This is a genomic window from Cohnella hongkongensis (genome assembly GCF_042654645.1).
GTDB lineage: Bacteria > Bacillota > Bacilli > Paenibacillales > Paenibacillaceae > Cohnella > Cohnella hongkongensis.
In genome coordinates, this window is record NZ_JBHSEP010000033.1 from 15,286 (window position 1) to 29,649 (window position 14,364).

17 protein-coding genes are annotated in these 14,364 nt (G+C 58.0%); 15 read left to right on the forward strand and 2 right to left on the reverse strand.

What is annotated here, in order from left to right; genetic code table 11:
- Positions 1-16 precede the first annotated feature (16 nt).
- The 7 genes from ACFO3S_RS27045 to ACFO3S_RS27075 all read left to right on the forward strand — a co-directional run bounded on the left by ACFO3S_RS27045 (position 17) and on the right by ACFO3S_RS27075 (position 4,038).
- Complete coding sequence (locus ACFO3S_RS27045; protein ID WP_378102670.1) at positions 17-910, forward strand: hypothetical protein; 894 nt, start codon at positions 17-19, stop codon at positions 908-910.
- Between the two features lie 16 nt (positions 911-926).
- Positions 927-1,076 (forward strand): hypothetical protein, encoded by a 150-nt coding sequence (locus ACFO3S_RS27050; protein WP_378102673.1) that lies wholly within the window; start codon positions 927-929, stop codon positions 1,074-1,076.
- A 49-nt stretch (positions 1,077-1,125) separates the two neighbouring features.
- The gene (locus ACFO3S_RS27055) at positions 1,126-1,272 is read left to right on the forward strand and encodes a hypothetical protein (RefSeq protein ID WP_378102676.1); all 147 of its coding nucleotides are present in this window, start codon (positions 1,126-1,128) and stop codon (positions 1,270-1,272) included.
- Positions 1,269-1,697 carry a hypothetical protein gene (locus ACFO3S_RS27060; RefSeq protein WP_378102679.1) on the forward strand — a complete coding sequence of 143 codons (429 nt, stop codon included), beginning with the start codon at positions 1,269-1,271 and terminating at the stop codon, positions 1,695-1,697. The genes ACFO3S_RS27055 and ACFO3S_RS27060 overlap by 4 nt, the downstream gene beginning before the upstream one ends.
- A gap of 39 nt (positions 1,698-1,736) precedes the next feature.
- Positions 1,737-2,219: a hypothetical protein gene (locus ACFO3S_RS27065; protein ID WP_378102682.1), complete on the forward strand. Its 483-nt coding sequence runs from the start codon at positions 1,737-1,739 to the stop codon at positions 2,217-2,219.
- 130 nt (positions 2,220-2,349) lie between these two features.
- Positions 2,350-3,561, forward strand: a complete 1,212-nt coding sequence (locus tag ACFO3S_RS27070; protein WP_378102685.1) for a M24 family metallopeptidase — start codon at positions 2,350-2,352, stop codon at positions 3,559-3,561.
- Between the two features lie 93 nt (positions 3,562-3,654).
- Entirely contained in the window at positions 3,655-4,038 is a 384-nt protein-coding gene (locus tag ACFO3S_RS27075) for an ATPase (RefSeq protein ID WP_378102688.1), read from the forward strand.
- A 76-nt stretch (positions 4,039-4,114) separates the two neighbouring features.
- On the opposite strand, the gene ACFO3S_RS27080 is transcribed toward ACFO3S_RS27075, so the two are convergent.
- Positions 4,115-5,224, reverse strand: a complete 1,110-nt coding sequence (locus ACFO3S_RS27080; RefSeq protein WP_378102691.1) for an EAL domain-containing protein — start codon at positions 5,222-5,224, stop codon at positions 4,115-4,117.
- 91 nt (positions 5,225-5,315) lie between these two features.
- Between ACFO3S_RS27080 and gatC the strand changes: the two genes are divergently transcribed.
- The 7 genes from gatC (at position 5,316) to ACFO3S_RS27115 (ending at position 12,553) form a co-directional block, all read left to right on the forward strand.
- A complete protein-coding gene (gene gatC, locus ACFO3S_RS27085; RefSeq protein ID WP_378102694.1) occupies positions 5,316-5,603 on the forward strand; it encodes an Asp-tRNA(Asn)/Glu-tRNA(Gln) amidotransferase subunit GatC in 288 nt (95 codons plus the stop codon).
- A 21-nt stretch (positions 5,604-5,624) separates the two neighbouring features.
- Positions 5,625-7,085 carry an Asp-tRNA(Asn)/Glu-tRNA(Gln) amidotransferase subunit GatA gene (gene gatA / locus ACFO3S_RS27090; protein ID WP_378102697.1) on the forward strand — a complete coding sequence of 487 codons (1,461 nt, stop codon included), beginning with the start codon at positions 5,625-5,627 and terminating at the stop codon, positions 7,083-7,085.
- 14 nt (positions 7,086-7,099) lie between these two features.
- The gene (gene gatB, locus ACFO3S_RS27095; protein WP_378102699.1) at positions 7,100-8,533 is read left to right on the forward strand and encodes an Asp-tRNA(Asn)/Glu-tRNA(Gln) amidotransferase subunit GatB; all 1,434 of its coding nucleotides are present in this window, start codon (positions 7,100-7,102) and stop codon (positions 8,531-8,533) included.
- Between the two features lie 132 nt (positions 8,534-8,665).
- Entirely contained in the window at positions 8,666-9,160 is a 495-nt protein-coding gene (locus ACFO3S_RS27100) for a GNAT family N-acetyltransferase (RefSeq protein WP_378102702.1), read from the forward strand.
- A 153-nt stretch (positions 9,161-9,313) separates the two neighbouring features.
- A complete protein-coding gene (locus ACFO3S_RS27105; RefSeq protein WP_378102705.1) occupies positions 9,314-10,093 on the forward strand; it encodes a hypothetical protein in 780 nt (259 codons plus the stop codon).
- 133 nt (positions 10,094-10,226) lie between these two features.
- Positions 10,227-10,658 (forward strand): Fur family transcriptional regulator, encoded by a 432-nt coding sequence (locus tag ACFO3S_RS27110; RefSeq protein WP_378102708.1) that lies wholly within the window; start codon positions 10,227-10,229, stop codon positions 10,656-10,658.
- A gap of 212 nt (positions 10,659-10,870) precedes the next feature.
- Positions 10,871-12,553, forward strand: coding sequence for a glycosyl hydrolase family 18 protein (locus tag ACFO3S_RS27115; RefSeq protein ID WP_378102711.1), 1,683 nt, complete (start codon positions 10,871-10,873; stop codon positions 12,551-12,553).
- 62 nt (positions 12,554-12,615) lie between these two features.
- Here the strand turns inward: ACFO3S_RS27115 and ACFO3S_RS27120 are convergent, their stop codons facing one another.
- A complete protein-coding gene (locus ACFO3S_RS27120) occupies positions 12,616-12,993 on the reverse strand; it encodes a DUF2614 family zinc ribbon-containing protein (RefSeq protein ID WP_378102714.1) in 378 nt (125 codons plus the stop codon).
- 199 nt (positions 12,994-13,192) lie between these two features.
- On the opposite strand from ACFO3S_RS27120, the gene ACFO3S_RS27125 reads away from it, so the two are divergent.
- Positions 13,193-14,092: a nucleotidyltransferase-like protein gene (locus ACFO3S_RS27125; RefSeq protein ID WP_378102716.1), complete on the forward strand. Its 900-nt coding sequence runs from the start codon at positions 13,193-13,195 to the stop codon at positions 14,090-14,092.
- The last annotated feature ends 272 nt before the right edge of the window (positions 14,093-14,364 follow it).

Genomic DNA, 14,364 nt, shown 5'->3' on the forward strand with positions numbered 1-14,364 from the left:
AAAGGGGACGCAAGCGATGTCGGAGTGGATGCGGTCGCTGACGTTCGGGCTAAGCTGGCTCCTGCAGTTCTCGCTGCTGTTCGCCGGTCTCTACGCGGCCGTGGGGGCGATCTTCGCCCCTCGAAATCGTTGGCGCATTCACCTGAAAGGGTGGCGCAAGCGCCGCGCTCCCCGATGGTGGTACCGCATCTGGCGCGTCGATCGGGAGAGCGTCGCCCTGCAGGAGAGAAGAGTGCTGCTGGCCGGGTGCGGCATCCGGTATGCGCCGGAGTCGTATTTGGCGCTCCGCCGAAGCTTGCTGACGGCGATGCCCGCAGCGGGACTGGCGCTGTATGCGCTGCAGGCTTGCGGGGCGCTGTCTCCGCTGACCGGCTGGAACGGGATTTTCGCGCTCGGAGTTGCGGCGGCCGCTCTGTCGCTCGACCGATCGGCGCTTCAATCGATCCGGCGTCACCGCACGGACCGGATTCGCCGCGAGATCGTCGCCGTGATCAGCCAGCTGCTGTACTACACCGGATCGCGGATGCACCTGCACGGGAAGCTGATGAAGTGCTTGTCCTTAACCCGCCATATCCGTCAGGAGATGGCGCTGCTGCTCAACGAATGGTACCACGACGCGGACGCCGCCCTTCGGCGGTTCAAGGAGCGCCTCGGCACGGACGAAGCCTACGGCTTCGCGGAGAGCCTCCGGTCGCTCCGGCTGAACGAAAGCGATGAAATCTATGCGTTGATGAGAGAGATCGTAAGAGATTATAAAGCCCAGATCGAGCTGTCCAGGCAAAGCCGCAAGGAGACGACGTCCTACCTGCTGTTCGTGCTTGCCGGCATCCCGATTCTGTATACGTTCCAGGTATTTCTGCACCCCTGGGTGCAGGAAGCGGCCAAGCTGTTCGACGCGTTGAATCCATAGAGAGGGAGGTGCCGGTATGCGGAACATTCTGATTACGGTCATGATGCTAATCGTGGTGGCGCTGATGTTCAATTCGATTATCGCTCAAGACAATACGGGGACGAAGGCACGAATCGAGAAGCACGGAGATACGGCCAACACGACGCTCGGCAATCTGCAGCCCTGAAGACGCGCCAAAATGTCGACCGCTTCGGAGTTCGGAGGGAGGATTCGAAATGAGACAGTTGCTGATGACGATGCTGTTGATCGCGACGGTCGTGCTGCTGTATACGTCTTTCGCTCAGGGCGAGGACGGTGCGAATGCGCGAATCGCCGTCTCCGGCAGCAGAATGGCGGATCATCTGTCGCGTATTAGCCCATGAAGCAATTGCTGGTCTTTTTGCTGTTCGCCGCCTTGTTTTGCTGGCTGATGTTCTCTCCGATCTACAAGCATGTGCTCGTTATTCGCCAAGCGCTGCTGCAGCAGGAAGTCGACTACATGCTGGAGATTGGGGCAAGCGGCAGATACGGGTATATCGACGGAGGGATGATCGAGGAGTCGCGCAGCCGGCTGGCCCAATACGGGTTCTCTCCGTCTCTTCTGGAATACGAGATCCATACGACTTCGGGGGCGGACGGCGGCAATCCGGCGAGCCCGCTGCCGAGAGGCACCGGACTTCGGCTGCGCATCGCTTACCCGTACGAAAATCTGCTCGATATCGACCGGCTGATCGGCGTCGCTCCTCTTTCGCAGGATGCGCGCATCTCCGGGCGGGGCATGAAGATGAGCGAATACGTTCCCGACTGAGCGAGCGTCGGGGACGGCTGCGGAAGGAGACGCGCCGGAATGGCCAAGCTGGTATTCAGCGTGTTGATGATCGTCGTGTGGTGGATGCTTCACGCCCTTCAGATCGACGAGGAGGCGGCCATGCGGACGGTTCACGAAGCGAAGCGGGCCGTCAATCGCGCGGCGCACGCTGCGGCTCAGCAAGTCGATCGAGAGAAGCTGGAGATGGGAATCGTCTCTATCGACGAGAATCTGGCACGAGAAGCGGCTTTCTTGTATCTGAGCCACAATCTGGCTTTGAACGAATGGCTGGAGCCTCTGCCGGGGAGCTTTCTTCGGGACTCCGTCGAGGTGAGGGCATTCGAGATTATTAATGAAGAGGCAAGCTTCCCGTATACGTATCGCCATCCGCAATACGATTACGAAGTGAAGCTGGATCGTCCGGGCGTCGTATTGATCGCGCATGTGAAATATCCGCGCCTGTTCCGGGTGCTGGCGCCGGTCGAATGGGAGCTGAAGGGCGCTGCGGAGCTTGTGTTCTAGCGTCGGCGCTCTCGCTGCCGTCGTGGCTTCCTCAAGGTCGTCGGGCGGACGTCTCCGGTTGACGGTCGATCTCATCTTTGCTGTAATGAGAGAGAATGGAAGAGGAGTCCGATCGGAAGGGGATGGCGAGATGAACGCATTACCGCCAGAGAACGAGTGGTCCGTGCGCGTCGGCAGGCTGCAGACGAAGCTTGCGGCAGCCGGAATGGCCGGCTGCCTGATTACGCAAAATGTCGGCATTTATTACTTTACGGGTTCGATGCAGGCGGGGTACGTCTTCGTGCCGGATGCGGGCGAGCCGACTTATTACGTCAGAAGGAGCTTCGTGCGCGCCTTGAAGGAGTCGCGGATCAGAACGGAGGAGCTGCGGTCGTTCCGCTTGTTCGGCGAGCAGCTTCGGGCGGACTACCCGGCCTGCTTCACGGCGGGGGAGGCCGGCGAAGTCCCGCGCATAGGCTCCGACCTCGACGTGATGCCCGCCCAGCTCTACCTGAAGCTTGGCGATGTCATTCCCGGAGCCCGAATCGCGGACGCGTCGGCGATTCTCAGACAGGTGCGCAGCGTGAAGTCCGAATACGAGATCGGGCGCATCTCCACGGCTGCCGAGGCTGTCGCAGCCGCCCTGGAAGAAGGCTTGGCGTCGCTCAAGCCGGGCATGACGGAGCTGGAGCTGATGGCCGTTATCGAGCATGGCACTCGCAGCAGAGGCCATATCGGTCTGATGCGCATGCGCGGCTACAATCAGGAGATTATGACCGGCATCGTATCCGCCGGGGAAGCTGCGGCGGAACCGTCCTATTTCGACGGCCCTGCCGGGGGCAGGGGCCTTTCTCCGGCGTCTCCGAAGAGCGTCAGCCTCCGGCCGATCGGCCGGGACGAACCGATTCTGCTCGATCTCGGCTGCTGCATCGACGGATACGTCATCGACCAGACCCGCACCGCGGTCATCGGAACGATGGAACCGGAGCTCGAGGCGGCTTACCGTCTGTCGGAGTCGATCATTCGCGCCGCCGAGCAGCTGCTTCGTCCGGGGACGACGCCTGAGCAGATTTACATCCGGGCGCTCGACATGGCCGCGGAAGCGGGGCTCTCCGGTCATTTCATGGGCTTCGGCAAAGACCAGGTCAAGTTTCTCGGCCACGGCATCGGCCTGGAGATCGACGAGTGGCCCGTGCTGGCCAGAGGCTTCAGCGAGCCGCTAGAGCCGGGCATGACGCTGGCCGTGGAGCCCAAGTTCACGTTTCCCGGACGAGGCGTCGTCGGCATCGAGAACACGTATCTCGTCACGGAAGACGGCTTCCGCACGCTGACGAAGTCGCCCGAGAAGCTGTACGTGCTGTAGCTTTTGCCGCTCTCTCCAATAACAGCATTTGCATATAATCCTACTTTTCTAGTAGGATAGTAGTATTCCGGGAGATTAGGGGAGGGGATCGGCATGCTGCAACTGGGGGAAAGAATCGTCATCGTAGATGACCGGTTTGAGCAGAATTTGCCTGTGGGCGAATATGGCTATATCATCGCCTATGACCGCAATAACGACAGCGCATTCGATTATATTATTCGCGTGCCTAAAGCCAATAGACAATTTTACGTGCCGGGATCGGATATCGAGCTGGAGAGAACGCTGCTGGAGCTGGAGGCCGAACGGATCGAGAAGGAAGCGCTGATCGACTTCGCCTTGGTGACCCGCAACGAAGAGCTGTTCAAAAGGATCATGAACGGCGGCCAGGCAGACGAAGGCGCGGCCGACGATTCGAGCAAGGACGTGCTCAGCCGCGAGGAGTTCATTCGCCAGGTGAATCTGAAGGCCTGGATTTAAACGCTAAACGCAGCATACAAAGAACATCGGACGAAGCGGCCTTGGGCCGGCGAAGTCCGATGTTTTTTTGACATGTTTATCCGATCGGGGCCGGCGTCAACGGCGGAACCGGAACTGCCCGGCCGAACAGGAAGCCCTGGTACAGCGGGACGCCGGCTCGTTTTAAGTAGGCCCACTCTTCGGAGCGCTCCACGCCTTCCGCCAGCACAACCCCGCGAAAGCGGGATACCCGGTTGAGCAGATCGTCGATATAGCGCTGCTTTACGGGATCCTCATCGCATCGGCTGACCCACTTTCGATCGATTTTGACATAGTCGGGCCGGAGCCGTTCGACTGCGTCGATCGTCGCGTAGCCTGTTCCGGCGTCGTCCAGCGCCAGCCGCACGCCCTCTCTCCGATAAAGGTCGAATACGGAGGACAGCGCCGGGTCGTCGAGCGGCTCCGACTCCATCACCTCGAAGACGCAGTCTTCGGGATCGGTTCCCGTTTCCTTGATCGCGTCGAACGTGCACCGAAGGCAGGATTCCGGCCTGTACAAGGACGAGGGCAGGAAGTTGACGAACCGCTTCGTTCCTCGAGGCAGATGAGCCGCGCCCATGCGTATGGCCAGCTGTCTGGCCGCCCGGTCGAGGAAGGAATGCTGGCCGATTCGCCTAGCCGTCTCGAACAGCTCCGCAGGGCGGAAGGGCGCCTGTTCCGGCAGCGGGCGCGTCAGAAATTCGTATCCGGCGATTTCCCTGCCGGACTTCACGATCGGCTGCATATAGACCGTGAAATGACGATGCAGAATATAATCCGGCAAGGTTACGCCTCCGATATCGCCGAACAGCTCGGCAAGCGGGAACCAGGCGCTGTCTCCCGGGTCGTCTGTTTCCGGAAGGTCGGTTGCCGGATGGCCGGTTCCCGGCTCGTCCTCCGCTTCCCTATCGGGAGAAAACCGAATTCTGCACCGCACGGCGCCGGCGTCCCCGGAAGGAAGCCGGCGCTGAAGCCTGCTCATCAGCCGCAGCAGCTGTCCGTTCTCCAGATAGCGCATCGCAAGCGGCGGACAGGCTTCGTCCGGGGCCGCAAGCTCGCCGATCGTTCGCTGCAAAGCTTCGCGCAGATCGGGCTCTTCCGCCGCGAATTCGACGAGTCCGGCATCCCGCAGAGGCGCGGAGGACGAAGCCCGGTGGTAGCGAGACATAGCCGTTCCTCCTTCCATTGAGTTCCCTTAGTTTGTCCGATATAATGAAAAGAATGAGCGGAAATGCGGAAATAAGGAGGTTGTGTTCAAAATGAGCATTACGATCAAAGACGTCGAGCATGTCGCCAATCTGGCTCGCCTCGACCTGTCCGATGCGGAGAAGGAGCAGTTCGCGGATCAGCTTAGCGCGATTCTTAAATATGCCGAGAAGCTGAATCAGCTGGACACGGAAGGCATCGAACCGACCAGCCATGTGCTGCCTCTGGCCAACGTGATGAGAGAGGACGAAGTCAGAGACTCCTGGCCGGTCGAGAAGGTGCTGCTTAACGCTCCCGAAGACGAGGACGGCCAGTTCAAGGTGCCTGCGGTGCTGGAATAAAGACGAGGAGGAGCAAATAGCATGTCGGTTTTCGACCTAAGACTTTCCGAATTACATAATCGCCTTCAAAATAAACAATTATCCGTGTCGGAGCTTGTCGAGCATTCTTTCAAAAGAATCCGCGAGACGGACGAAGAGATTGGCGCGTTCCTGACGCTGGACGAGGAGGGCGCCAGCCAGCAGGCTCGCGCTCTGGACGAGCAGCTGGCGAGCGGCGGAGACCGGGGACTGCTGTTCGGCGTTCCCGCCGGCATCAAGGACAACATCGTGACGGAAGGCTTGCGCACGACTTGCGGCAGCAGGTTCCTGGACAACCACAACCCGATCTACGACGCGACGGTCGTCGCCAAGCTGCGTTCGGCTCAGTCGGTCACGATCGGCAAGCTGAACATGGACGAATTCGCGATGGGCGGCTCTAACGAGAACTCCGCTTACCGCGTCGTCCGCAACCCGTGGAATCCGGAACGCGTTCCCGGCGGTTCCAGCGGCGGTTCGGCGGCATCGGTCGCAGCCGGTCAAGTCTATTTCTCGCTCGGCTCCGACACCGGGGGCTCGATTCGTCAGCCTGCGGCTTACTGCGGCGTTGTCGGATTAAAGCCGACATACGGTCTCGTCTCGCGATTCGGCCTGGTGGCGTTCGCCTCCTCTCTGGATCAGATCGGACCGATTACGAAAAACGTGGAGGATTCCGCCTACGTTCTGCAGGCGATCGCCGGTCACGATGACCGGGATTCGACGTCTGCCGACGTGAGCGTTCCCGACTATTTGTCCGCGCTAACCGGCGACGTCAAAGGGCTGCGAATCGGCGTGCCGAAGGAATATCTCGGCCAAGGCGTCGATCCTCAAGTCAAGGAACGGGTGCTGGAAGCGCTGAAGGTGTTCGAGTCGCTCGGCGCCTTCTGGGAGGAGATCTCGCTTCCGCATACGGAATACGCCGTCGCGACGTATTATTTGCTCGCTTCCTCGGAGGCTTCCTCCAATTTGGCCCGGTTCGACGGCGTTCGCTACGGCGTGCGCGCCGACAATCCGGCCAATCTGCTCGATCTGTATCGCCGCTCCCGCAGCGAGGGCTTCGGCCCGGAAGTGAAAAGAAGAATTATGTTAGGTACCTATGCGCTGAGCTCGGGCTATTATGACGCTTATTATAAGAAAGCCCAGCAGGTTCGCACTTTAATCAAGCGGGATTTCGACCAGGCGTTCGAGAAATACGATCTGATTATCGGGCCTACTGCGCCTACGACCGCGTTTAAGCTGGGCGAACAGGTGAACGATCCGCTTACGATGTATTTGAACGATATTTGCACGATTCCCGTCAGCTTGGCGGGAGTGCCGGCGATCAGCGTTCCGTGCGGATTAGCAGAAGGGCTGCCGGTCGGGCTGCAAATGATCGGCAAGCCGTTCGACGAGTCGACGGTTCTGCGCGCCGCGCACGCATACGAAAGCCAAGCCGGGTTCCGCGATCTGCGTCCGGCGCTGTCTTAGGAGGGTCTCAACTCATGTCTAAATACGAAACGGTCATCGGCCTTGAGGTGCATGTCGAGCTGCATACGAAATCGAAAATATTTTGCGGCTGCTCGACCTCCTTCGGAGCGCCGCCGAATTCGCATACTTGCCCGGTCTGCCTGGGCCATCCCGGCGTGCTTCCGGTGCTTAACCGCCAAGCGGTGGAATACGCGATGAAGGCGGCGATGGCGATTAACTGCGAAATCGCGGAATGGTGCAAATTCGACCGGAAAAACTATTTCTACCCCGATTCGCCGAAGGCTTATCAGATTTCGCAGTACGACCAGCCCATCGGCAAGAACGGCTGGATCGATATCGAGGTTAACGGCCGGACGAAGCGGATCGGCATCACGCGCCTTCATCTCGAAGAGGACGCCGGCAAGCTGACCCATATCGACGGGGGACTCGGGTCTCTCGTCGATCTGAACCGCGTCGGCACGCCGCTGGTCGAAATCGTATCCGAGCCGGACATTCGCTCGCCCGAAGAAGCGAAGGCTTATCTGGAAAAGCTGCGGGCGATTATGCAATACTGCGACGTCTCCGACGTCAAGATGGAGGAAGGCAGCCTGCGCTGCGACGCCAATATCAGCATCCGCCCGTACGGGCAGGAGAAGTTCGGGACACGCGCAGAGCTGAAAAACATGAATTCCTTCCGCGGCGTTCAGCGCGGACTGGAATACGAGGAGTTGCGTCAGGCCGATATTCTGGACGGCGGCGGCGAAGTCGTGCAGGAAACGCGGCGCTGGGACGAGAGCCAAGGCAAAACGTTCAGCATGCGAGGCAAGGAGGAAGCTCACGATTATCGCTACTTCCCTGATCCGGATCTCGTCAGACTGCATATCGACGACGAGTGGAAGGCTCGCGTGCGCGCTTCGATTCCGGAGCTTCCGGATGCGCGTCAGGCGCGGTATGTCGAACAGTATGGCCTGCCTTCCTACGATGCCGGCGTATTGACCGCCTCCAAGAAGCTGGCCGACTTTTTCGAAGAAAGCCTGAAGCATACGAGCGACGCCAAGGCATCGGCCAACTGGATCATGGGCGACCTGCTCGGCTACTTAAACGCGAACAATCTGGAGCTGGACGCCGTCCAGATTACAGGTCAAGGCTTGGGAGAGATGATCCAGCTGATCGAGAAGGGCACGATCAGCACGAAGATTGCCAAAACCGTGTTTAAAGGCATGCTGGAGACGGGCAAAGCTCCGCAGACGATCGTCGAGGAGCAAGGGCTGGTACAGATTAGCGACGAGGGCGCGATTCTGGCGATCGTAGACGCGGTCATCGCCGCCAATCCGCAATCGGTGGAAGATTTCCGCGGAGGCAAGGAAAAGGCGATCGGCTTCCTCGTCGGCCAGATTATGAAGGAGACGAAGGGCAAGGCCAATCCGGGCCTTGTCAATAAGCTGCTGATCGATCGGCTGAAGGGCTGACCGACAGGCGACGGCAACCCCCCTGGCGGGGCTTGCCGTTTTTTCGATATTGAACGCACAGGCCAAAATCCGCGAACCTTGTCCGGATGACGCCGAAGCAGCTTGGCTTAAGGAAGCAAGGAGTGTATCGTCATGGAGATTGTGCCGCTGGATATTCGGCTTCAAGAGACGGCGGAGGAAGTGTGGTCGCTGCAGCATCCCGCTTACCGGACGGAGGCTGCGCTGATCGGCGTGGCGGATTTGCCGCCCCTGCAGGATACGATTCAGTCGCTGCAAAGCTGCGGAGAAAGCTTCCTCGGTTGCAGAAACGGCGAGGGCGAGCTGGTGGGCGCCGTATCGTATGAAAGCGAGGGGGCCGGGCGATTCGGCATCTGCCGGATGATGGTTCATCCCGACTGTATGCGCCAAGGAATCGGCAGCAGGCTGCTCGACGTTTTGCTGGCTTCGGAGCCGGGCGCGACAGTCTGGGAAGTGACGGCCGAAGTTCGCAATTTCCCCGCGCTGAGGCTGTACGAGAAGTATGGCTTCCAGCCGGTCGAGACGATCAGGCCGATTCCGGGGATTGAAATGATTCGCCTAGAACGGCGGCGCAATGGCGAGACGGGACGGTCTCCTTCTCCGACCTAAGCCTAGGTTGCTCCCCGTCCGAATGCCGTTGTTGGGCTAATCGAGAGCGTGCTACAATGGGGCGAACAAGCCGAATGTGCGGCAAGCCTAGCATCGTTCGCGGCGATAAAGTGCGGATCGTCTGCAGAACGACAAAGTCGGAGGGATCAGTTTATGAAACAACCGGAAAATTGGCATCGAGACGGAGGATACCCGCTGCCTCCTTCACCGGATGCGCCGAGAGCGGACGATGCTGCGGCTCGGCAGAGGCACTGGCCTCCCGGCTATCGGGAGCCGGTGACTTTCTCGGAACCGGCAGCAAGAGTCCGCAGGAAGAAAAAATGGGTTGCGGGGATGTTGGCTTTTATAATTCCGGGCACCGGGCATATGTATTTAGGGTTAATGATGAAGGGCATCACCCTGATGATGCTAATTGCTCTGGACATTACGGCCATCGTGCACGTTTCTTCCGGTTCAAGCACGTTGCCCGTCGTGCTGCTTTCGCTGCTGCTTCCCATTATTTATTTTTACAACCTGTTCGACGCGATTCAAAGCACGGATGCGGTTAACGATCGGACGCACCCGCAGCTGTACGGTTATCGGGCCGGGTGGGGGCAGGGGCCGGCTTCGAGTCCGGCTCCGTACCCGGCCTCGGACAACTGGGAGCAAGCTTCCCCTCATGCGGCCGTTCCGCCGCAGGGGCATGGATCGGCGCAGCCCCATGGTCCGGCGCAGTTGCCGCCACAGCCGCAGCCAACCGGTCGAAATTTGCCGCCGGTCGGCATTATGATCATCGCCGGAGCGGGAGTGTTGATCCTGCTTATGTCCGGTTCCGGATGGACGAACTGGTTGTTTCATTCTGCCGGTTCCGTATTCGGAGCGATTGTTTTGATTGGGGCCGGCATCGGCTTCTGGTTCTGGGAGAACCGGGGGCAGAAAGGCAGCAGAACCTGAACCGGCAGTCATGACGGCGAGCGCCTTGAAGTTGCGGGGGAGGTTTCTTCCATTGACAATGACCGAATGCGAAACGTAGAATAAGTTATAACGCGCATCCGTACGCATATGTTAGAGGAAAGGCTGTGAGAGCATGGAATCCAAGGTTGAGCTTGCCGTGGACCAGCTCAAATCCGGAGGCATCCGGATGACCCCGCAACGATACGCCATTTTGCAATATTTGATGGAATCTTATTCCCATCCGACGGCGGACGATATTTTTCGAGCGCTTTCGCCGCAGTATCCGAGCCTGAGCGTAGCCACCGTCTATAATAACCTGAAGCTGTTCGTAGATGCGGGACTCGTCAGAGAATTGACCTATGGAGACGATTCCAGCCGCTTCGACGCCGATATGTCGGATCATTATCACGTGACCTGCACGAGCTGCGGAACGATCGTCGATATCGATTATCCGCCCGTTAAGGAAGTAGAGCAGGCCGCGGCTGCGATGACGGGCTTCAGCGTCCTCGGTCACCGGCTGGAGATCTACGGTCTGTGCCCGACCTGCAAAGGTATGCATTCTTAATCGATCAGAGCGACAACAAGCACGCGGGGCGAATGACCGGCGTGCTTTTTATTTTGTGCGCCCGGGCATTCGAGCAACCTGACGAGTGTCTGAATCGTCTGTTAGTAGGACAAGGGGGCAACCAGTCTAGCAGAAACGGAGTTGACAAGGCATTGAATAACGAATTTGCCTCCAGACGGAAGCGTTCCAAAAAGCGGTCCGGAAGGTGGCAGTTGCTGTTACTGCTCTTCGTTGCGGCGGCGGGAGCCGCGATGTGGTGGAAATTATCCCATTCGGCGAATACGGACTATGTCGTCCCGGAGTATGTCGGGCACCCGCACCCGATCATGATCCGGGGAGAGTGGACGCAGCATAACGCCCAGGGCAGCGAGGACGGGCTGCTTCTTCCGATTGAGGTCGCTTCGCGTTTGCTGGGCGACGGCGTTCGCTACGAGGAGAAGACCGAGAGCATTATTCTGACGACGAATACGAAGGTGATGCATTTTAAGACCGGCGAGCTGGATGCGACGCTTAATCGCAAGCCCGTCTCGCTTCGATTCGCTGCCGAGATGATCGACGACAACTTATATTTGCCCGTAGCTCCGCTTACGGAGCTGTTCGGAATCCGGGTCGATATCGGCGATTCCACCGGGATCGTCACGCTTTACGAGCCCGGAGAGGAAGTTCAACATGCGAATGTTTCTCTTAAAAAGGAAAAAGGAATCCGGCTCCGGGAAGGGCCTGCCCTATCCTACCCGATCGTCGAAGACTTGGCTGCCGGGAATGGAGTTCGCGTTCTGGAACAGTCGGAGGAAGCGTGGTACAAGGTTCAGTCCTCTTCCGGACACGTCGGCTACGTTGCCGGGAAGGACGTCCAATTGGCCGAACGAGAGACGATCTCCGGCGAACAAGAGGAAGAGGAGCCTTTCGTCGCCTGGCAGTCTTCGGGCCGGAAGATCAATCTGACATGGGAAGCCGTCTATAGTTCGAATCCGGATACGGCCAAAATCGGTGAGCTGCCGGGAGTCAACGTCGTCAGCCCGACCTGGTTCGAGCTTGTGGACGGTCAAGGAAACATACGCAGCAAGGCCGACGCCGCTTACGTGAAGTGGGCGCACGCGAAAGGGATTCAAGTCTGGGGCCTGTTCAGCAACAGCTTCGAACCGGACCGCACCCATGAGGCGCTGTCCAGCTACGAGACGCGCTCGGAGATGATCCAGCAGATGCTGGCCTACGCGAAAGCGTTTAAGCTTCAAGGCGTGAACATCGATTTCGAGAACGTCTATACGAAAGATAAAGACAACCTTGTTCAATTCGTTCGGGAAATGACCCCGCTGATGCACGAACAGAATTTGGTCGTCTCCATCGATGTTACGGCGAAGTCGAACAGCGAGATGTGGTCTGCTTTTCTGGATCGGAAGAGGCTGGGAGAAAGCGTCGATTTCATGATGCTGATGGCTTATGACGAGCATTGGGCCTCCAGTCCGGTGGCCGGTTCGGTATCCTCCTTGTCGTGGACGGAGAACTCTCTTAAGCGAATTTTGGAGGAGGACGGGGTTCCTCCGAGCAAGTTTATACTCGGCATTCCTTTGTACACCCGGATCTGGACGGAGGAGCCGGACGGTCAGGGGGGCATCAAAGTATCGTCGAAAACGATGAGCATGAACGCCGTCAACGATCTGCTTCGGGAAAAAAAGCTGAAGCCGGTTTTTCTCGAAGAGACAGGGCAGCATTACGTGGAATTCAAGGAAGGCAACGCGACTAAAAAGATCTGGATCGAGGACGCGACGTCCATCGAAGCCAGGGCGGAGCTGGTTCGCAAATACGATCTGGCCGGCGTAGCTTCATGGCGGCGCGGCTTCGAATCCGCCGACATCTGGGAAGTGCTCGACAAGACGCTTCAAGGCGAATCCTGACCAACGAATAAAGGCGCATGCGTTCCCGGAGAAGGGAGACGGATGCGCCTTCTTTTTTTCTACTAGGACTGAGAATGCGCAGGGGCTTCCTGCCCTGCCCCGCTTGCCGGCTTCTCCGTAGCCTGATCCGGATCCCAGGTCAATATCGTATGGCAATACATGCAGCGATCCGTTGTCCCGAGCATTTTCGTCCGTTTGCCGCATTCGGGGCAGTCCAGGACCGGCGCGCTCGTGGACAGCATGCCGACATAGAAGTAAATGCCCATGCTGATAAAGCAGCTGATGATGCCGAGAACCATAAACACGGCGGCAATGATTTTGCCGACCTCGCCGAACATCAGAATGCCGCTTGTGCCGAATACCATAACGCCCATCCCGATGAACACGAGCAGCAGCGCCCAGGTTCGCATCGTCGATATTTTGCTCGCTTTCCATTTCATGTCGAAATCCCCCACCTTTTATTGGACCTATGCGCAGTTCCTGACATGGTCTCGTATTCCGTTCGCTCCGCGAAGCAGGAAACCGGGCCGTTGTTGTAGAACTAGACCATACTCGCAAAATTTATTATAGCTCACATTGCGCGGCCAAACCACCTCGGGAGGCCGTCTTGCGGGCTGGATGCCGACAAAGGGTGATAACGTGGGTCAAACAGACAGAAGGAGAATCGACGTCGAAAGGCTGGCGGAAGAGGAAGGCGTGGAGAGCCTGCTTCTGATGAACAATCCGTTCTCCCATCAACCGAGATTGGACGGTCTGGATCGCCTTATACTTATGGTGAAAGAGATCGGGCCGACGGACAAGGAGATCGAGCACTGGATGTGGGAGAACGCCCGGGTCCAGGTTCGGAGGGTTTCGCGCGAGCAATTGGAAAGCTGGATTGTAGGCAGCTCTAATCGAGGCAGCGTGTACTGGCTCATCAACGGAGACATTCTGCTCGATCGGGACGGCTATCTGGCCGACTTGAGAGCGCGTCTGCTGAATTGGTCTGCACTCATTAAGGAGCAGAAGCTGCTGAGCGAATTCTCCCGTCTTGTCCGAAGCTATCTGCAAGCCAAGCAGGAGCTGAAGGACGGTCAAGTTCTGGATGCGTACTCCAACGTACTGGCTTGTCTTCATTACTGGGCTCATATCGTACTGGTGGAAGAGGGCATGCATCCCGAATTGACGGTGTGGGAGCAGATGCGAAAGGTCAATCCGGGAATCTACAAGCTGTTCGAGGAATTGACGACAAGTCCGGAGACGCTGGAGCAGAGAGTGCAGCTCGTTCTGCTGGCATGCGAATTTTCGATGATGAATAAAATGGAGACGAGCTGCGCGCTGCTGATCCGGTTGATCGCAAGCCGGGAAGAGCCGTGGACCCCTTCGGAATTAACTCGTCATCCCGAATTGGCGGGGTTGTCGCTGGATCTGTCCGTTCTGCTGTACAAGCTGGCGAATCGCGGCTGCTTGCGAGAGATCGCCAAGTCAGCTTCTGTCCGCGGCTCCGGATTTCTCGAGCTTCAATATACGTCTGTGCAGTTCAAAAAAGATAAATCATAAAATGTCGAAAAACCGTTGACTTGCCTATTCCATCTGTGATAAATTATATCTCGCCGCTGAAAAGCAAGGCGAAGCGGCTGCAGGAAGAACAGAAAGATGCAAACAATTATTAAAAAAATGCTTGCATTAATAGTTCGGAATGTGGTATATTATAAAAGTCGCCGTTAGCGCGGTAGACGCCAAAGCAACACCGATTGTTCTTTGAAAACTGAACATTGAGCGTAAGAAACAAAACATCGTCGAAAGACGGTAACCAGCAAGAAATGAGCCTC